This window comes from Thermatribacter velox (genome assembly GCF_038396615.1).
GTDB lineage: Bacteria > Atribacterota > Atribacteria > Atribacterales > Thermatribacteraceae > Thermatribacter > Thermatribacter velox.
Genome location: NZ_CP121689.1, coordinates 509,583 through 528,446 on the forward strand (window position 1 = coordinate 509,583; position 18,864 = coordinate 528,446).

The window sequence follows — 18,864 nt, forward strand, 5'->3', positions numbered from 1 at the left end:
AGATGATGTGTTTTGCAAATTATAGCCATACTGGGTAGTCCTCGACGAGATGGGAATAGCGAAGTGCTGCTTCAAAGGTTTCTGCGCTTTGCTCCAGAGAAGTCGCAACTGAAACTGATAGTTCCTTCAGAGCTTGATATTCGGTTTTGTAGAGGATGTCGTTTTTGTGAAAGTCTTGGTTACTGTGTGCTGAAAGATGGCATGCGAAAAGTAGTTGAATGGCTTGTTCGAGCTCAGATAGTGGTGGTTAGCACGCCTGTTTTTTTCTATGGAATTCCTGCTTCTTTCAAAGCGCTGGTTGATAGGAGCCAGGTTTTGTGGGTACGCAGGTATCTTCTTGGAGAACAGTTTTCGCCCAAAAAGGGTTTTTTAATGGGCGTTGGTGCAACCCGCGGTGAGCGGCTTTTCGACGGAGTAAGGCTTACTACTAAGTACTTTTTTGATGCTTTTGGTTGCACTCTGGACGGCGAACTTTTCTTTAGGGGTTTCGATAAAAAAGGGAGCATTGCTTCTTGCGAGCGTTGTCTGAAAGAAGTGGATGATGCGGCTCAAAGCTTTTTTGGTGCATTCAAGTCAGAAATGCAGGAAAGCTTGGGCAATCTTAAAGTAGATGAAAACTCCAATAACGTCAACCAGCGTGGTAATAACCGGGGTAGCTGATATTGCAGGGTCCATTTTGAGTTTCTTAAAAAGTACAGGGAGAAAAATGCCCACCAGATTGGACACAAAAACGATGCTAAACACAGCCGTACCCACTATGATACCTATGAGCAGGCTCTCTTTAAGAAAAATAACCCGCAATATAGCGATAAAGCTGAGCAGAATGCCCAGTATCCCACCTATCAAAATTTCAGAGAAAACTATTTTCCATATATTGCGTTTTTCGATTTCACCAACTGCTATGCCTCGCACCATGACTGTGGTTGATTGGCTACCCACGTTGCCTCCAGTGTCGATGAGCATGGGTACAAAGAAGGAAAGGGCAACGATGGCTTGAATGATTTCCGAAAAACCCTGCATTACAAAGCTGGTCATGGTGCCTCCAACGAGCAGCACGGCAAGCCATATAAAGCGATTTTTGACCTTGTTCCACAGGGGGGCATGCAAATACTCATCTTCAGTAGTCCTGATTGCTGCCAGGCGGTGAATATCTTCGGTGGCCTCTTCTTCTATGATGTCGATGGCGTCGTCAACGGTTATCACACCCACCAGGCGCTTTTCCGAATCCACTACCGGCACTGCTAAAAGGTCATATTTTTGAATAATCTGAGCAGCTTTTTCCTGATCATCATGAGTAAAAACGTAAACTATGTCCTTTTTCATAATGTCTCTGATCACCGTTTCCGGCTTTGCGAGTACCAGCTCTCTCAAAGTAACCCTTCCCAGAAGATGGCGCTCGGCATCGATTACATAAGCGGTGTAGGCCAGTTCTTCAGGAGGTGATAGTTGACGTATTCTTTCGAGTGACTGCTCCACCGTGTAGTATTCTTTGAGGTCCACCATGTGGGGATTCATGATACGGCCGGCACTGTTTTCAGGGTAACCCAGCATGGTGGCCACGATGTTGCGCTGTTCCGGATTCAAAAGTCCCAGGAATTTTTTGACTATTTTGGCGGGTAACTCATCGAAGAGTTCCATGCGGTCGTCTGGGGACATTTGGTTGAGGATTTCAGCTACCCGTTCGTCGGTAAAGCTCTGAAGAAGGTTTTCCTGCTGTTCAAAGTCCAGTTGTTCAAAAACTTCTATGGCCAGGTCTTTGCGCAGTAACCTGAATACAACGACCTGCTTCTGGCTATCCAGGAAAGACATCAGTTCAGCAATATCGGCGGGATGGAGAGTATTGATGCTATTTTTTAGTTCGTTCAGAGCATTTCTCTCGAGCAACTCTTCTATATACTCTTTGGTTATTCTGGTTTCCTGTGTAAGCTGGTTTTCCATGTTTGCCTCCCTGGGGAACTCGGAGTATAGTATAACATAAAGTTTTTGTCGTAAAATAGTCTTCTAAAGAAGAATATAGGGAGGATGGAACTTTGGTCGTTATTTTTGACGGTGTTCTTGATGAAGCTCGGAAGCAAGCAGTGCTTCGTGAGCTTGGAAAACAGGGAATGCTGGTTCACTGGGTGGATAGCCCGCAAGGCAGTATTATGGTTTCAGAGCGGGAAGTTAGCGCTCAGGTTCTGGAAGCTTTCGGAAAGATTGCCAGAGTAATCAAGCCCAGCACTCCTTTTCAACTTGCCCATCGGTCTTTCAATCCTGATGGTACGGTGATTACCATTGGCGATGTGGAAATCGGACAGGAGACCCTTACTATTATTGCTGGCCCGTGTGCTGTGGAATCTGAGGAACAGCTCTTCAGGATTGCCGAAGCAGTGAAATCTATGGGAGCTCATATTCTGAGAGGTGGTGCTTTCAAACCCCGGACCTCTCCCTACAGTTTTCAGGGTCTGGGAGAACAGGGGTTGGAAATCCTTGCCAAAGCCCGGGAGAAATTTTCCATTCCTGTGGTTACCGAAGCAACCAGTCCTGAAAATGCCGTACTGGTTGCCCAGTATGCTGATATCATCCAGATTGGCGCTCGCAATATGCAGAATTTTGAACTCCTGAAAAAGGTAGCCATCCTGGGTAAACCCGTGTTGCTGAAGCGTGGGCTTTCAGCAACAATTGAAGACTGGCTCCTGGCTGCGGAATACATTCTAAGTTTGGGTAATTTCCAGGTCATTCTTTGTGAACGGGGTATTCGGACTATTGAGCGCTTTACCCGCAATACACTCGATTTGAACGCCATACCGGTGGTGAAAGACTTAAGTCATCTGCCGGTGTTTGTTGATCCCAGTCATGGCACTGGGTTGAGAGAAAAAGTTATTCCCATGGCCCTGGCGGGTGTTTCCTGTGGTGCTGATGGTGTTATGGTGGAGGTTCACCATGCTCCGGAACAAGCACTTTCTGACGGTCCCCAGAGTTTATATCCGGAGCAGTTCAGGAGATTAGTCAATAACCTTCAGGTCATCAGCGTGATAGTCGGTAAGGAGTTGAACAAAGAAAAGAGCCCTGCTGGTGCTTCACCTGCTTTTGTTTCCAAATCCTTTCCACAGTTTAAGGTGGCCTTTTTAGGGGAAAAAGGTTCTTTCAGCTCTCAGGTGGCGCAAAAAGCTTTTCCCAGAGATTCCCAGTTTATTTCCTGTTACACCTTTCGAGAGGTGTTCGAAAAAGTAGCCAGCGGTGAAGCAACCCACGGGGTGGTCCCGATTGAAAACACCATTACTGGTAGCATTCATGCTAATTATGATTTATTGCTGGATTTTCCCGAGATTTTCGTGGTTGGAGAGCGGTTTATTAAAGTGTCTCAACATCTTGGTGTATATCCAGGTACTGGGGTAGGAGATATCCAGTTTCTCTTTGCTCATCCTCAGGCCTTTTCACAGTGTTCCAGATTTCTCGAATCCCTGAAAGGAGTAAAAATTATTGACGTTGGCAATACCGAAGAGGCGGCTCGAAAAGCTTCCGAGTTTGGCAAAGGTAGTGCATGCATATCGAGTGAAGAGGCGATTCGTAAGCATGGCCTGGAGCTCCTTGAGGAAGACGTTGAGGATACACCCTGCAATTTTACTCGTTTTCTCATCCTTTCGAGGTATTTTGAGCCCCGCAAGGAACATGATAAGGTGTCCTGTGTTTTTCGAATCCCCAATCGTTCAGGGGCGCTGTTTGAGGTGCTGGAGGTATTTTATGCCCGCTCGATAAACCTGATTAAGCTGGAATCCCGGCCCATACCAGGTGAACCCTGGGAGTATCTTTTTTACGTAGATTGGGAAGGAAATTTGATTGATACAAAGTTTGGAGAAGCCCTGGAAGAGCTCAAAAAGAAAACCACATTTCTTCGTATCTTGGGTAGCTATAACAATCGCTGGAAACTACTAAAGAAAAACTAAAAAGTGAGTTGTGGTTTTTTGATGAGCAATCTCTTGACAGCGAATAAAGGGACTGTATAATGAGATTCAGTTTCTACCGAACGGTCAGTCGATAAGTGAGCGTTGGAGGATGAGAAAACATGCAGAAACTGGCTCAGTGGGTTGTAAAATATGCCTGGCCTATTTTCATTGCCACTTTGGTGGTTACTTTCGTGTTTGGTTATTTGCTTCGGGATCTTCGTTTTGAGGATGACGTGACCAAGTATCTCCCTGAGAGTGACCCCGAAGTTTCCTTCTATGATTCCCTTAAGGACAAATTCTCAGGTTTTCAGACCAAGTCTCTGATTGTAGGTATTGAATTTGACGACCTGTTCACTGTGGAACATCTCCAGGGTCTTAACAAACTGGTAGAGGAAATAGAGAAGCTTCCTTTTGTGAGAAACGTTTCTGCTTTGACCAACATGCCCAAAATCGTCAGCACCGAGTTTGGGGTTGAAGTCAAAGAGGTTGTCGAGGTGTTGCCTGAGAGTGAAGCAGAAGCTAAAAAGCTCAGAGAAGAACTTCAAGGGGACGAACTCATCTGGGGTAAGATGGTTACCGAAGATGGCAAAGCCACTCTGGTGGTGATTTCTTTCTATGACGATGTTGATGAATATAAAGCTATTGAGGAAGTGGAAGCACTCTGTGAGAAGTATAATCCTGGTGGCAAGATAACCACTTTTGGTGTCCCGGTTATCACTCGCCTTATGGCCAGAGATTCTCGGCGTACCATGGGTACTTTAACTCCTTTTGCCGCTCTGGTTTTGATGATAGTGCTCTACTGGGGTTTTCGGACGCTGCGAGGAGTATTGCTACCAATATTTATTTCGCTTCTTTCCTCGGTATGGGTTCTGGGTTCTGCCGTAGTTATGGGTAAGTCCTTGACGGTGATTGCCTCTGCTATGCCAGTTTTGCTGCTCTCCCTGGTTACTGCATACGGCATTCATTTTATAAACCGTTATTACGAGGAAAGAGCCACCCTAAACGGTCCGGAGGCTTCAGCGGCAACCTTCCGGGATATTTTTGTTCCCATTCTGATGAGCGCTTTGACCACCATAGGTGGTTTTCTTTCCCTGCTCACTGCTGAAATAAAGCCCATTTCCGACTTTGGTCTGTATTCAGCGCTGGGTATTTTCTTTGGCATGATTTTGGCAACTTTTTCCTTAGGAGCTTTTTATGCCATTTTTGTGCCCCGCAGGGTTCCGAATCACTTCAAAGTGCTTCACCAGGAAAAAGAGCAAGGTGGCCTGATTAGCCGTTTCCTGAAATTCATTGCCAGATCAGTGGTGCACCATAAAAAAGCTGCGATTTTCTTCATTATTGCAGTAATGGCATTTTTCACTCTGGGAATTCCTCGCATCAATGTGGAAACTTCGGTGGAGGTACAGATGGGTAAAAATCACCCCATCACCTTGCTGCTCAACTACTTTAAGGAACGTTTTGGGAGCACCGATTATAACTATCTCTACGTGCGCTCTCAGAATGTCAAGGAACCCTTTGTGCTTCGGGAAATGATACGCATTGGAAAATATGCTGCTCGGTTCAAAAACTTTGAAGACGCTTCCTCTCTGGCTACCTTTCTTATGGATTTAAATAAAGCCATGGAAGGGTGGAAAGCAATTCCAGCAGAACGTGAGAAGATTGATAACCTGTGGTTTTTTGCTCAGGACAACAGCTATCTTAAGGGCAGAATAAGTGAAAATGAAGATGAAACCTTAGTGGAATTCAGTGCTGAAGAGACTTCCTCTGCGGAACTGAGAAAAGAAGTGGCAGCACTGAAAGAATTTCTTGAGAATCGCCCTCACAGGGTAAAGATGGTTTCGGCGCAAGAGCCTGGAGCACTTGATGTTTTGGTAGACACTATGGTGGAGGACCTGCAAATTTTCGGGCTCGAAATCCCTGACCCGGGTTCACTTAAAAGAGAAATAAAAGCCATTGCTGAAAAACCGATTGAGGAGTTTATTGGTCAGAGAGCGAATTTTGCTTCGCTGGTGGCTCGCGATGCCACCCTGGAGATTGAGGACTTAGGATTGAGCGTGGATGAGGTAGAATCAGTGCTTGAAGATTATTACCAGGGTGATAATTCTTCTTCCATTTCTGAGCTTCTTGAAGAAAGGCTGGATTTGAGTGAAGACGATGTGCTGTATCTCGAGGAGGTACTCAAAAACTCTGAGTTGCGTGTTGCCCAGCGGGTAAAAGTGGAAACAGTAAAAAAGGTGGTGGAAAGCGCGGTTGGTAAAGAACTGGATGAGGATTTCGACTTCGTCTTTTACCAGGTACTCGATGAATGGGTTTACCTGCCCGCTTCAGATGGGCCAGTGAGTGTTGAGTATCGGGTGACCGGTACGCCGATTATAAGCAACTATGTAAACAGCAAGCTCTTTAATCAACAGGCTCGCAGTGTGTTTCTAGCTTTTGTCATCGTTTTTGGACTTTTGTTGTTGCAGCTACGCTCCTTGCGCAAGGCTTCAATAGCTATTGTTCCTATATTGTTGACCGTTTATACTTCTTTTGGAATCATGGGACTTTTAAGAATTCCGCTCAACGTGGCCACTTTAATGGTAGCCAGCATAGCCATTGGAGCGGGTATTGACTATACTATTCATTTTGTTTCGCGCTGGTATCGTGAGGTGAGCTTGCAGAACCCCAGGGCGCTTGTGACCACTATGGTGAGCTCGGGTAGAGGGATTGTTTTGAATTCACTGGCAATTGCTGCTGGTAGTTACGTTCTGGCTACAGGCAAAATAAGTATGCTTCGCATGTTCGGAAGTTTAATTGGTACGGTGCTTCTGGTAAGTGTTCTCTATGCTTTGGTGCTTTTGCCTTTGCTTTTACATGCAGAGAGTTATTTGGGCAATAATTCTAATAGAGGTGCTCAAAAACAGTCAGGAGGTGGCAGCATATGAGAAAGTTCTGGTTTCTAATGGGAATTTTTGTGCTGGTTGTGTTTTTGTTGGGTGGAATTGTTTGGGCTCTTACCGCTGACGAGATTTTGGACGAAGTTGAAAAGCGACGTACCGATTTTGTGACTCAGCGTAGCGAAGCGAAGATGATCTTAATAGATGAAAACGGCAAAGAAGAGGTACGAGAAGTCGTTATGTATTCCAAAGATGAAGGCGATGACACCATATCGCTTATAGTGAGGTTTTTGAGCCCTGCCGATGTTGAAGGGGTTACTCTTTTGAGCATTAAGGGCGGAGAGAAGATATACCTTTACATGCCTGCTTATCGCAAGGTACGCAGAATTGCTGGTTCCAGCAAAAAGGAAAAGTTCATGGGCACTGATTTCAGCTATGATGACCTTTCCCAAAGCTATGGAAGAGAAGATTATGAAGCTACTCTCGTGGACGAGGATGAGGAAAATTATTATCTGGAGCTCAAACCCCTTGAGGAAGATAGTGATTATTCCAAGCTGGTCATGACTGTAGACAAAGAGAAGTTTTATTTCAAAAAAATAGAGTTTTACGATTTAGAGGGTAACCTGTGGAAGACACTCGAAGTCCTGGAAATCGAAGAAAGCGAAGAAGGGAAAATAACTATTTTGAAAATGGCTTTTAAAGACTTGAAGGAAAACCATGAGACTCGCATGGAAACCGTCAAGCACGAAGAAAATATATCCTTACCCGACAATTTCTTCAGCGTGCGCACCATACAGAGGCCCGAGCTTTGAGGTGGTTGACGATGGAGAAAAGGTTGTGTTTTCTACTGGTAGTAGCTTTACTGGCCCTTTACGCTCTTCCGGTTCGCGCTTCTGAATTGAGTGGAGAGGCAGAGATGTTTTCCAGCTACGATTTTTCCACGGGAGACCTTGATTACGGAACGCGAGTGGACCTTGACTATACTACTTCCCTGGGTGATAGCAATTATTTCTTTCAGGCTGGGTTACTCTTGAAGTATCAGGATGAAAACAATTTTAGGCCTCTCCGGGTTAAGGAAGCTTATTTACAGGGAATTCAGGCTCCCTGGGAAGAAGTGGACTTCAAGTTAGGTTTTTTGCAGTTGACCTGGGGTGCGAGCGACGTTATGAGTCCTGTGGATTCAATCAATCCTCGTCCTTTTTCGGCTTCGCTGAGTGAAGAAGCACTTGAAGATAAAATTCCCATTCCAGCACTGGATGCAGAGTGGTATTTTAGTGACTTCTGGTCGCTGGAGTTTCTGTATCAGGTAGATTTCATTCCCAATTTTGTTCCTGCCTCCGTGGAGGAACAGCTTTTCGCCGGAGGACTCTTGTCACAGTTTTCGGGTCTTAATCCTGAAGCACTCACACTTTCCATCGAGAAAGAGTACCCAGAAGTAGGCTTTACATCGCCTATTTGGGCCATTCGAGCTCGAGGTATGGTAAGTGATATTGATGTAGCGTTTAGCTTCTACCATGGCTATTTTCTTTCTGGATATCCCCGTTCTACTGACATTGTTATTAGTGCCGATTCCTCATCCACGGTTCAGTCTGTATGGGGTTTTCCTGAGCGCTCTATACTGGGTCTCGAGTTTCAGGGTGAGCTTTTCGCTCTGGAAGGTTCCACTTTTAGAGGCGACTTGGCCTTAGTTTTTCCGGAAAAGTGGGAGCATCAGATTGCGGTACACTATCCAGATGGGAGTGTAGAAACCTTCACTGATACTACCTTTACTTCTCCTTATTTGAAGGCAAGCTTGGGAGTGGATTATACTACAGAAAGCGACTGGTATTTCAGTATAAATTATCTACTTGGTAATCCCTTTGAAGAGGGTAAAGATGTTTCGTCATACCTTTACTTCCATACTGACTACACCACAGAAGATGGCAAGTGGAAGCCCATGTTAACTTCAGTTTTGAGCCTTCAAGATGGAAGCATGGTTAACATGCTTGGGGCTACTTATAAGCCTCGGGACAACTGGGAAGTGAGTTTCAGCTTTTCACTCTCCAGTGGCGCTTCAAATAGCAAGCTTGGTTCTTTGAGCGACGGCGTTTTTCTGAGTGTGGATTACAGTTTCTGAGGGTGAGGGATGAGTAGGAAACAGCAGATTATTGAGGCAGCAAAGAAAGTTTTCGCCCAGAAGAGTTTTTTTGAGGCTACTGTCGAAGGCATTGCTCGTGAGTCGGGAGTGAAGAAAGCAACGCTCTATTACTATTTTGAAAGCAAGCTGGATATCTTTGTGGCCCTCATTGAGGAAGCATTACGCAGCATATCTGAGCGCATGATGAAACTTGATTTTTCCGAACCCAGGGGAAAAGTGGTGGCTGACATAATTGATTGTTACTTTACGCTTTTTGAGGAAAAAAGAGACCTTCTGGTGATTATTCAACGGGCAGGCCATGATTTTCTCCACCATCCAGAGGCTAAATCCAAGTTAAGCGCGCTGAGGGAACGTTTTGAGGAATACCTTCATGAGATAGGTTGGAAGCTGCACCCCGTGGTTACCAGGCGTGGAAAAACCTTTTCAGGCGAGGATTTTTTTAAGGCCATCACTTTTTCCCTTATTGGTTTTTTCAGTTTCAGCGTTCATACTGACATGGAAGAGAGCGATGTTTTTCGAGAGCTTTTTAGAGAAGTCTTTGCGGTTTCTTTAAGTGAATAGAGGAGGAAAACGGTGCTGGTAGATTTGAGACGGGACACCATAACTCTTCCCACCGAGAAGATGCGGGAGCGAGCTTTTGCAGCTCCTCTTGGAGATTCAGTTTACGGTGAAGACCCTCTGCAAAACCAGCTTGAGGAGTACGCTGCTCACCTTCTGGGTAAGGAAGCTTCTATATTTTTGCCCAGCGGAACCATGGGTAACCTGGTTGCCCTTCTTACGCATACCCAGAGGGGTGAGGAGGTTATACTCGAAGAAAATGCCCACATCAGGACATCCGAAACTGGTGGTATTGCCTGCGTGGCTGGTCTTATGGTGCGAACGCTGAGAGGGGAAGATGGTCTTCCTGAACCTCAAGCGATAGAAAATGCTATTCGGCCTGATAACATCCACTATCCCCGAACTTCTCTTATCTGCATGGAAAGCTCCCATTACCGTTATGGAGGGATTGTACCACCTCTTGAGAAAATGAGAGCCGTAAAGGTTCTCGCTGAACGGCGTAATCTTTCGGTGCATCTTGACGGGGCACGACTTTTCAACTCGGCTCTATATCTGGGCGTTGAAGTGCGCGAACTTGCTGCCTGTGCAGACTCGGTTATGATATCCCTTTCCAAAGGACTTGCTGCACCAATTGGTTCTGTTCTTGCTGGCTCTCGGGAGTTTATCGCAAGAGCAAAGCGCTTTCGCAAAATGCTCGGTGGTGGTATGCGTCAAACTGGGTGGTTGTGTGCTTGTGGTCTTGAAGCGCTTTCTCCAGAAAACATCGCTCGTCTTGCAAAGGATCATCGCAACGCAAAGGAACTGGCTATAGGTATTTCTCGAGTTCCAGGGATAAAGGTTGACCTTGCTAAGGTGCATACCAACTTTGTGGTTGCTGAGCTGGAGGGAGACGTGTCTTCGGAGACCTTCCTTGCAAGGTTAAAGGAAAAGGGTGTTCTTGCTACCAGAGTTGATGCAAAAAGAGTAAGGTTTGTTACCTCGCGCCAGGTGGATGAAAATGGGATTCGTTATGCCATTTGTGCCGTGGAAGAGGTGATGAAAGAAACCGCTGATTAGGTTTTATTTTTTTCAGGGAAGATGTATAATAAAACAGAAGTTTGAAGAAGGTTTTTGGTGATGGCCAGGAATTCTAAAGAACCGGAGCTTTTTGCTCCTCCAGAGAAAGTTCGGCAACCTCTTGCTGCTCGAATGCGGCCCAGAACACTTGATGAGCTGGTTGGACAGGCGCATCTTACTGGACCTGAGGGTGCTTTGCGCCGGATAGTAGAGACTGGTTATTTGCCTTCTTTAATCTTTTGGGGACCTCCTGGCAGTGGCAAAACGTCGGCAGCTTTCATTCTGGCTGATCTCTTGCATTATGCATTTCTTGCTATAAGTGCGGTGTCTTCTGGGATTAAGGAGATTAAAGAAGCCATAAAGGAAGCGGAGAACAATTTTTCTCTTTATGGCAAAAAGACCGTTTTTTTTATCGATGAAATTCACCGCTTTCACAAGGGTCAGCAAAGTGTCCTTTTGCCCTATGTGGAGGAGGGAGTAGTAACCTTAATTGGTTCAACTACCGAAAATCCTTCTTTTGAAGTGATTGCCCCACTTCTTTCCCGGGTTCAGGTGTTGATTTTCAATAAAATATCCCCTGAAGAACTGCTTGCCCTGCTTAAAAGAGCACTGTCAGATCCGCGGGGGCTTGATGGCAAAGCTTTAGAAGTAACCAATGAAGCTTTACAATTCATTTGCGAACTTTCCGATGGTGATGCTCGACGGGCGTTGAATTTTTTGGAATTTGCATATGTAACTGCCCGGAAAGAGAAGAAAAAGCTGGACCTTGCCTTTGCGCAAAAACTCTTTGGACGCCATACTTTCCTTTACGATAAATCTGGTGAAGCCCATTACGACCTGCTTTCTGCATACCACAAGAGTTTAAGAGGGAGCGACCCTGATGCGGCACTTTACTGGATGTGTCGCATGCTTGAGGCTGGAGAAGCACCCAGTGCTATTGCACGCCGGTTGATAGCCTGTGCCTCAGAAGATGTTGGCAACGCCGACCCTTATGCCTTGCTTTTGGCCACTGCTGCCTGGGAAGCGTATAATTTTCTGGGAGAACCGGAGGGAAGGTTAGCGCTGGCACAGGCAACCATTTATGTAGCCTGTGCTCCTAAGAGCAATGCCTCTTACCGTGCACTCCAGGAGGCTACTGCTGACGTGCGCCGCAAAGGGTCTTTGCCTGTACCTTTACACCTTCGTAATCCGGTTACTTCGCTAATGAAGGACCTGGACTATGGCAAAGGCTACCTCTATGCTCATGATTTCCCTAATGGGTTTGTAAAACAGGATTATCTTCCCCCAGAGCTTAAAGGTAGAGTTTACTATCGGCCTACCGACCGGGGATACGAGAAAAAACTACAGCAAAACCTCAAAAACTTCTGGGGTAAAGAGAGAAGCTGATTTTCTGGCGTTTTGCTTCTATTGACTTACTCTTCAAAGTATGATATGAAAACATATTGTTATAACAATTCACCGAAAGAGAGGAGGCTTTGTTATGGAGTACACCTGTGAAGAGATTGCCAAGATGATAGACCACTCTCTGCTTCGCCCAGAGCTCACTGACCAGGATATTGTTGAGGGTTGTGAAATTGCCAAAAAATACAATGTTGCTTCCGTTTGCTGTCGGCCCTCTGATGTAGCGCTTGCCAAAAAACTTCTTGCAGGAAGTGAGGTTAAGGTGGGAGCAGTGGTGGGGTTTCCCCATGGTTCACACAAAACGGAGACCAAAGTTTTTGAAGCGGAACAAGCGATAAAGGACGGAGCCGAAGAGCTGGACATGGTTATTCACATTGGTAAGCTGAGAAGCAGAGATTTTGACTATGTTCGGGAAGACATTAAGGCAGTTTGCGATGTTGCGCACCGCCATGGAGTTATTGTGAAGGTCATACTTGAAAACTGTTACCTTGATGATGAGTTGAAAAGGATAGGTTGCAAGCTTGCTGAAGAAGCTGGTGCCGACTTTGTAAAGACTTCGACTGGCTTCGCTCCGGGTGGTGCAACTATTGAGGACCTCAAGCTGATGCGGGAGAGCGTTTCTCCAAGGGTGCAGGTTAAGGCTGCTGGTGGTGTGCGCACACTTGATGCTGCTTTGAAGGTTAGGGAGGTGGGAGTTACTCGTTTTGGTGCCACAAAGACAGCCGAGATAATGGAAGAATGTTATCGAAGAAAAAAGCAAGGTTGTTGTTGAAGGGAGGTAGTTTCTTTTGGCTAATCAAAATTTTCCTCATCTTTTTTCTCCAATTGAAATCGGTAATTTTGTGGTTCCCAACCGTATTGTGCATGTTCCCACCGATATAAGCTCTGCCAATGCGGATGGTTCGGTGAATGAGCGGGTTATAACCTACCATGAAGAAATTGCCAAGGGTGGTACCGGCTTTATAATCGTGGGTGCAACAACTCCTGATAAGGCTACGGGCCGGCCTACGGTGACCTGTCTGGCTGCAGATGAAGACCCGATGATACCCGGGCTTGCTCGCCTGGCTGAAGCGATGCATCGCCACGGTGCAAAATGTGCAGTACAGATTCAGCACCCTGGCCGTCAAGCTGCCTGGCCCCGCAAAGACCTCTTTTCAGCTACCGACATGGTAGTTTCCCTTCCCGGTTCTGCAGGCCATGAAATAGTTTACGCAGAGGACCTTGGAAAATCTGGTAAATCCATTCGTGCCATGACCATTGAAGAAATTTACGATTTAATCGAAAAATTCGCTGAGGCAGCCTGGCGGATTCAACAAGCTGGGTTTGACGCCGTCGAACTCCACGGTGCACATGGCTACCTTATTGCCCAGTTTATGAGTCCTTATGTCAACAAGCGTAATGACCGTTTTGGCGGGAGCTTTATCAATCGCATGCGTTTCGTGCTGGAAATAGTTGACCGCATAAAGCTTAAGTGTGGCAAGAAATTCCCCATCGGCATTCGTTATTCTGGCGAAGAGTGGATTGAAGGCGGTAGAACCCTTGATGAAAGCATTAAGATTGCCAAGCTTATGGAAGAAGCTGGTGTAGCTTTCCTGGACATCAGCGCAGGCATATTTGAAGTTCCGGGTCCGACCATGGATCCCATGTACTATCCTCAGGGTTGGAACACTTACACTGCTGAAGAAATCAAGAAACACGTTAAAATTCCAGTCATCACCAGTCATACCTTGCGTGACCCAGCATATTGTGAGCGTATTCTGGCTGAGGGTAAGACTGATATGGTAGGCCTTTCCAGGCAGCTCATTGCTGACCCCTACTGGGCCAACAAGGCAAAGTACGGAAAGGTAGACGAAATTCGCAAGTGCATTTCCTGTCTGGTTGGCTGCTGGCAGGAATCTTTAATGATTAAGCGAGAGATGCGTTGTGCTATTAACCCGGCTATCGGCGATGAGCGGTTCATAAACCTTCCCAGGGCCAAGAAGAGTCTGAAAGTGGCTGTGGTTGGTGGTGGACCGGGTGGAATGGAAACTGCTCGCATTGCTACCTTGCGAGGACACCAGGTAACCATTTTTGAAAAGACAGGAGAACTTGGTGGAGCCATTCTTTACTGCTGCACGGTGGCTGGCAAAAACAAGATGCGCTGGTATGCTGACTGGCAGAGACGGCAGATGAAGAAGCTGGGAGTTGAAGTGCGCTATCGAACAGTTCCTACTATTGAGGACCTCAAGGCTTTTGATGCAGTTGTTGTGGCCACGGGGAGCAAAGTACAGAAACCGGATATTCCCGGCATCGACCTTCCGCTGGTTGTAAACTTCCAGGATATCCTCCGTTGCAAAACCAAAGGTTGCGAGTACTATCCTGGTGATAAGCCAGAGCCGGTAGAAGTTGGAGAAGTGGTACTGGTCTGGGGAGATCATTTCGGTGCAGCTGATGCAGTTGAAAAGCTCGGTGTGGAAGGCAAAAAGGTTTACATAGTTACCGAAAAAAAAGAGTTTGCTTCCTGGATGGAACCCTGCCACCGGGACGTGATGATGAAGAGATTTGCCGGCAGCAATGGCGAAGGGCTTAAGGGACGCACTTTTGCTCACCCGGTGACCATCCTGGCTTCTTCCACGGTGCTTGAAATTCGAGAAGATGGTAGTGTGGTAGTTCAGGATAACGAATTTAACCGCAAGACGATAAAAGTGGATAATGTAGTGCTCGCCAACGTGGTGCCGGATGACAGCCTGTACCAGGAACTACTTGCAGCAGGTTTGAACGTGACCAAAATTGGTGATGCCAAAACAGTACGTAACCTGCGTGGTGCAGTCACTGATGGAGCAAATATAGCCCTGACGCTTGACGAGGGCATTTTGCTCAATGCTAACTTGGAAATTATTTCTAACCTGCCCACCGAAATCGAGCTTTAATCTGGTGTGATTTTGCAGCTTCCCAAACGGAAACGTTTGGGAAGCTGCAAAATTGGGGTATAATAAGCTGCAAAAACACTTCGGGCAGGCTGGTGAAACAGAGGGGTTATGGAAGAAATTTACTCCAATCGAGATGTTCCACTCTATGTTCAGCTTAAAAACATATTGAAAAACCAGATACTTAGTGGCGCACTTAAACCAGGGGACCGTCTTCCTTCTGAAAACGAACTGGGGCAGGTTTACAAAGTGAGCAGGATCACAGTGCGCCAGGCCATCAATGCTTTAGTTCAGGAGGGTTTGGTTTACCGCCAGCAAGGCAGGGGTACCTTTGTTGCCTCGCTCAAGCTCCGAAGAAGGTTGCCCAGGCTCTACAGTTTCAGTGAAGACATGCTGGAGTTGGGATTAAGACCCAGCTCTCGAGTAATCACCCAGAGGGTGGTCGAGGCTGAAGAAGACGTTGCGGAGCTCCTGCACCTTTCAGGTGAAAACAAAAAGGTAAACGAAATTGTGAGGGTGCGCCTTGCCAATGGAGACCCCATCCTGGTTGAGCATACCTACATTCCCTATTTTCTCTGTCCGGACCTGGTCCAGGAGGACCTGGGTCAGGGGTCTCTCTATGCCGTTTTGAGGGATAAATACGGCCTGGTTCTGGTGCATGCTTTTGAAACTTATGAAGTGGGCAGCATAAGGAAAAGGGAAGCAGAAATTCTGGGCTGTCGTCGAGGGTTGCCGGCCTTCCTGATAGAGAGGGTTGCTTTTCTGAAAAACGATGTCCCAGTCGAACTTACGCGCTCCGTGGCCCGGGGAGATCGCCTGCGTTTTACTGTACACCTGGTTGCTGATCAGGCACAAATCCGTCGAAGAATAGATTTTGAGGGGGATCGAAAATGAGTGAAAGGGCGTTTCTGGGAGTGGACCTTGGAGGGACCAATACCAAAATTGCCGTAGTCGACGAAGATGGAAAGGTATTGCAACGCTCGACCATACCTACCAGAGCAATGCGCAAGGCTGAAGAAGTTATAGAGGATATCGCTCAAGAAGCGGTACGTCTTAAAGAAAGCGTTACTGCTGGGGTGAGTGTGGAGGCTCTGGGTATAGGCATTCCCGGCCTTATTGACTGGAAGGAAGGGGTTGGAATTCTTCTCCCCAACTTTCCCAACAAGTGGAAAGGGGTACCCATTAAAAGGCTCCTGGAAGAGAGAACTTCCTTGCCGGTAGCGGTTATCAACGACGTTAGAGCGATTACGCTTGCTGAGAAGCGCTTTGGCGCGGGGCGAGAAGTTACCAGTATGGCCATGGTGGCTATTGGTACTGGTATCGGTGGTGGTGTGGTTATCAATGGGGAGCTTTACATAGGAAAAGATGGGAGTGCTGGAGAGTTTGGCCATATCACCGTTGAGCCGCAGGGTGTAAGATGTGGGTGTGGCAACAGGGGTTGTCTTGAAGCCTATGCTTCGGGTCCTGCCATGGTGGCTTCCGCCCTGAGGGCTTTAGTCCAGCAAAATGACACTTTAATTCGGGATATGGTGGAAGGAGACCTCAACAGAGTAACACCCCGAGTTATTGCTGAAGCTGCAGGCAAAGGAGATGAAATAGCAAAAGAAATAATCACCAGGGCAGGCTTTTACATTGGTCAGGCTCTTTCCAATATCTGCGTGGTTGTTAATCCGGAGATGATCGTGATAGGGGGCGGAGTTGCTCAAGCTGGAGACCTGCTTTTTGAAAGCATCTGGCGAGGTTTAAAAGAGCGGCTCTTTATGGCTCCGGTTGATACCATTAAATTTTCTCCTGCTTTGCTGGGAATGGATGCTGGTGTAGTTGGTACAGCGACCTGGGCAAAAGAACAATGGACAAAGGGGGTTATAGGATGAGCAGAACTCTTAAAATGGGAGTTATTGGTACTGGTTTTATAGGACCAGCACATGTTGAGGCTGCAAGACGCACTGCCCTGGCTGAAGTGGTAGCAGTAGCTGATGTGAACGACGAAGTGGCTCAAAAGAAAGCTCAGGAACTGGCCATTCCAAAGTGGTATGGTGACTATCGAGAACTGCTTAAAAATGACGAGGTGGAAGTGGTTCACATTTGTACTCCCAACTTTTTGCACTACAAAATGAGCAAAGAGGCACTGCTTGCTGGAAAGCACGTGGTTTGTGAAAAACCACTGGCCATGAACCGCAGAGAAGCAGAAGAGCTGGTGGAACTCGCCGAAAAGAAAAATCTGGTCAATGCCGTTCACTTTAACATCCGATATTACCCCCTGGCACGTGAAGCTCACTTCATGGTGAAAAATGGCAAAGTAGGCAAAATCTTCGCTATACACGGCTCTTATCTTCAGGACTGGCTTTTCTACGATACTGACTATAACTGGCGCTTGGAGCCTGAGTTGAGTGGAGATTCCCGGGCTGTTGCCGATATTGGTTCTCACTGGTTGGACCTTATCGAGTACATAAGTGGGGACCGGGTAGTAGAAGTTTTTGCTGATTTTGCTACCTTCCACAAGATTCGCAAAAAGCCCTTAAAGCCTGTGGAAACCTATGCAGGAAAAATTCTGCGTCCTGAAGACTACCAGGATATTCCCATAAATACCGAAGACTATGCCAGTGTGCTTTTGCACTTCAAAAATGGTGCCCACGGTGTTATGACTGTTAATCAAGTGGCAGCAGGAAGGAAGAATCGCCTGTTCTTTGAAATTCATGGTTCTGAATGCGCTTTAAGCTGGGATTCTGAGCGGCCCAATGAGTTGTGGATTGGAAGGAGAGACAAGGCTAACGAAGTGTTGATGAAAGATCCTTCGCTGCTTTCTGAAGAGACCCGGGGGATTGTTTCCTTCCCTGGAGGACATAACGAAGGCTTTCCTGATACTTCCAAGCAGATGTTTAAAGAAGTGTATCGCTTCATTCTGGATGCTGAGAACAAGCGGGGAACCGCTCCTTCTTTCCCAACTTTCCGGGATGGGCTGCGTGAGGTGATTTTGTGTGAGGCCATTCTGGAAAGTGCCCGTAGCGGGCGCTGGGTGAAGGTTGAATGAAGAAGGAGGAGAGACTGATGAAGATAGGTTTTATGACTGCTTGTCTTCCGGAGCTCACTCTGGAAGAAATAGCGAGTTGGGCTTCCCAAAACGGTTTTGAAATGCTGGAGGTTGCCTGCTGGCCCAAAACTTACGAAAAGAGGCGCTATGCGGGAACGCAGCATATAGATGTTGAAAACTTGAATTCAGAAAGTGCTGCCCAGATACGGGAAATGCTCAAGAAATATAAGCTGGAAATTTCTTCTCTCGGTTATTATCCCAACAATCTGGATCCAGACCTTGAACGACGCAAATTTTATCATGAGCATCTAAAAAAAGTTATCAAGGCGGCTTCGCTTCTTGGTGTGGGTGTAGTGGGCACTTTTGTCGGAAGAGACCCTCGCATGAACGTTGAAGAAGCTTTAGAAGAATATGGTAAAGTCTTTCCAGAGCTTGTGAAGTTTGCCGAAGATCATGGAGTTAAGTTGGCTATAGAAAATTGTCCCATGCTCTACACTATTGACCGCTGGCCAGGAGGGACCAATCTGGCTACCACACCAGAAATTTGGGAACGTATGTTTGAAATTATTCCTTCCGATTATTTGGGCTTGAATCTTGACCCTTCACACCTTATCTGGCAACAGATAGATTACGTTAAAGCTGTCTATGACTTTCGGGAAAAAATCTTCCATACCCATGCCAAAGATACCAAAATTCTCAAAGACCGCTTGAACCAGGTAGGCATCTTTGGTTTCGGATGGTATGTGGATAAAGTTGCTGGCACTGGGGACATTGATTGGAAATCCTTTATCCGTGCCCTGTATGACGTGGGTTATGATTATGTGGTGAGTGTAGAACACGAAGATCGCAGCTTTGAGAAAGATGCTGAGAGCAAGCTGAAAGGCATCCTCCTTGCTAAACAGCTTTTGAAGCCCTATCTGGTCTGAATGCATTGGTTTTCTTGGAAAGCACCCGGCTTACACAGTCCGGGTGC

General features: G+C 46.6%; 15 protein-coding genes. 14 read left to right on the plus strand and 1 reads right to left on the minus strand.

Translation table 11 applies throughout. The features are described 5' to 3' along the window. The first annotated feature begins 12 nt into the window (after nt 1–12). The gene (locus tag QBE54_RS02470) at nt 13–660 is read left to right on the plus strand and encodes a flavodoxin family protein (protein ID WP_369018779.1); all 648 of its coding nucleotides are present in this window, start codon (nt 13–15) and stop codon (nt 658–660) included. Here QBE54_RS02470 and mgtE read toward each other — a convergent pair. Continuing rightward, nucleotides 574–1,938: a magnesium transporter gene (mgtE, locus tag QBE54_RS02475; protein WP_369018780.1), complete on the minus strand. Its 1,365-nt coding sequence runs from the start codon at nt 1,936–1,938 to the stop codon at nt 574–576. The genes QBE54_RS02470 and mgtE overlap by 87 nt on opposite strands. Before the next feature lie 92 nt (nt 1,939–2,030). Here mgtE and aroF point away from each other — a divergent pair, with 92 nt between their 5' ends. From aroF to QBE54_RS02540, 13 genes are all read left to right on the plus strand, one after another. Further along, nucleotides 2,031–3,926 carry a 3-deoxy-7-phosphoheptulonate synthase gene (gene aroF / locus QBE54_RS02480; protein WP_369018781.1) on the plus strand — a complete coding sequence of 632 codons (1,896 nt, stop codon included), beginning with the start codon at nt 2,031–2,033 and terminating at the stop codon, nt 3,924–3,926. 119 nt (nt 3,927–4,045) lie between these two features. Continuing rightward, nucleotides 4,046–6,850: an RND family transporter gene (locus tag QBE54_RS02485; protein ID WP_369018782.1), complete on the plus strand. Its 2,805-nt coding sequence runs from the start codon at nt 4,046–4,048 to the stop codon at nt 6,848–6,850. Continuing rightward, a complete protein-coding gene (locus QBE54_RS02490) occupies nt 6,847–7,614 on the plus strand; it encodes an outer membrane lipoprotein-sorting protein (protein WP_369018783.1) in 768 nt (255 codons plus the stop codon). Before QBE54_RS02485 ends, QBE54_RS02490 begins: the two co-directional genes overlap by 4 nt. Nucleotides 7,615–7,625: 11 nt before the next feature. Continuing rightward, nucleotides 7,626–8,918 (plus strand): DUF1302 family protein, encoded by a 1,293-nt coding sequence (locus QBE54_RS02495; protein WP_369018784.1) that lies wholly within the window; start codon nt 7,626–7,628, stop codon nt 8,916–8,918. A gap of 9 nt (nt 8,919–8,927) precedes the next feature. Then, nucleotides 8,928–9,500, plus strand: coding sequence for a TetR/AcrR family transcriptional regulator (locus QBE54_RS02500; protein WP_369018785.1), 573 nt, complete (start codon nt 8,928–8,930; stop codon nt 9,498–9,500). 12 nt (nt 9,501–9,512) lie between these two features. After that, the gene (locus QBE54_RS02505) at nt 9,513–10,553 is read left to right on the plus strand and encodes a low specificity L-threonine aldolase (RefSeq protein ID WP_369018786.1); all 1,041 of its coding nucleotides are present in this window, start codon (nt 9,513–9,515) and stop codon (nt 10,551–10,553) included. A 60-nt stretch (nt 10,554–10,613) separates the two neighbouring features. After that, nucleotides 10,614–11,939, plus strand: a complete 1,326-nt coding sequence (locus QBE54_RS02510) for a replication-associated recombination protein A (RefSeq protein WP_369018787.1) — start codon at nt 10,614–10,616, stop codon at nt 11,937–11,939. A gap of 94 nt (nt 11,940–12,033) precedes the next feature. Continuing rightward, nucleotides 12,034–12,726 carry a deoxyribose-phosphate aldolase gene (gene deoC, locus QBE54_RS02515; RefSeq protein WP_369018788.1) on the plus strand — a complete coding sequence of 231 codons (693 nt, stop codon included), beginning with the start codon at nt 12,034–12,036 and terminating at the stop codon, nt 12,724–12,726. Between the two features lie 16 nt (nt 12,727–12,742). Beyond that, a complete protein-coding gene (locus QBE54_RS02520) occupies nt 12,743–14,863 on the plus strand; it encodes an FAD-dependent oxidoreductase (RefSeq protein WP_369018789.1) in 2,121 nt (706 codons plus the stop codon). 108 nt (nt 14,864–14,971) lie between these two features. Next, nucleotides 14,972–15,754: a GntR family transcriptional regulator gene (locus QBE54_RS02525; protein WP_369018790.1), complete on the plus strand. Its 783-nt coding sequence runs from the start codon at nt 14,972–14,974 to the stop codon at nt 15,752–15,754. Next, nucleotides 15,751–16,734 carry an ROK family protein gene (locus QBE54_RS02530; protein WP_369018791.1) on the plus strand — a complete coding sequence of 328 codons (984 nt, stop codon included), beginning with the start codon at nt 15,751–15,753 and terminating at the stop codon, nt 16,732–16,734. Before QBE54_RS02525 ends, QBE54_RS02530 begins: the two co-directional genes overlap by 4 nt. Then, a complete protein-coding gene (locus QBE54_RS02535; protein WP_369018792.1) occupies nt 16,731–17,891 on the plus strand; it encodes a Gfo/Idh/MocA family protein in 1,161 nt (386 codons plus the stop codon). Before QBE54_RS02530 ends, QBE54_RS02535 begins: the two co-directional genes overlap by 4 nt. 17 nt (nt 17,892–17,908) lie before the next feature. Next, nucleotides 17,909–18,817, plus strand: a complete 909-nt coding sequence (locus QBE54_RS02540; RefSeq protein WP_369018793.1) for a sugar phosphate isomerase/epimerase family protein — start codon at nt 17,909–17,911, stop codon at nt 18,815–18,817. Nucleotides 18,818–18,864: the final 47 nt, after the last annotated feature.

What these genes read in the sequence shown, in the direction of transcription:
- mgtE (WP_369018780.1), bottom strand. Translation starts at nt 1,938, where the DNA reads ATGGAAAACCAGCTTACACAGGAAACCAGAATAACCAAAGAGTATATA.
- QBE54_RS02485 (WP_369018782.1), top strand. Translation starts at nt 4,046, where the DNA reads ATGCAGAAACTGGCTCAGTGGGTTGTAAAATATGCCTGGCCTATTTTC.
- QBE54_RS02490 (WP_369018783.1), top strand. Translation starts at nt 6,847, where the DNA reads ATGAGAAAGTTCTGGTTTCTAATGGGAATTTTTGTGCTGGTTGTGTTT.
- QBE54_RS02495 (WP_369018784.1), top strand. Translation starts at nt 7,626, where the DNA reads ATGGAGAAAAGGTTGTGTTTTCTACTGGTAGTAGCTTTACTGGCCCTT.
- QBE54_RS02500 (WP_369018785.1), top strand. Translation starts at nt 8,928, where the DNA reads ATGAGTAGGAAACAGCAGATTATTGAGGCAGCAAAGAAAGTTTTCGCC.
- QBE54_RS02510 (WP_369018787.1), top strand. Translation starts at nt 10,614, where the DNA reads ATGGCCAGGAATTCTAAAGAACCGGAGCTTTTTGCTCCTCCAGAGAAA.
- deoC (WP_369018788.1), top strand. Translation starts at nt 12,034, where the DNA reads ATGGAGTACACCTGTGAAGAGATTGCCAAGATGATAGACCACTCTCTG.
- QBE54_RS02525 (WP_369018790.1), top strand. Translation starts at nt 14,972, where the DNA reads ATGGAAGAAATTTACTCCAATCGAGATGTTCCACTCTATGTTCAGCTT.
- QBE54_RS02530 (WP_369018791.1), top strand. Translation starts at nt 15,751, where the DNA reads ATGAGTGAAAGGGCGTTTCTGGGAGTGGACCTTGGAGGGACCAATACC.
- QBE54_RS02535 (WP_369018792.1), top strand. Translation starts at nt 16,731, where the DNA reads ATGAGCAGAACTCTTAAAATGGGAGTTATTGGTACTGGTTTTATAGGA.
- QBE54_RS02540 (WP_369018793.1), top strand. Translation starts at nt 17,909, where the DNA reads ATGAAGATAGGTTTTATGACTGCTTGTCTTCCGGAGCTCACTCTGGAA.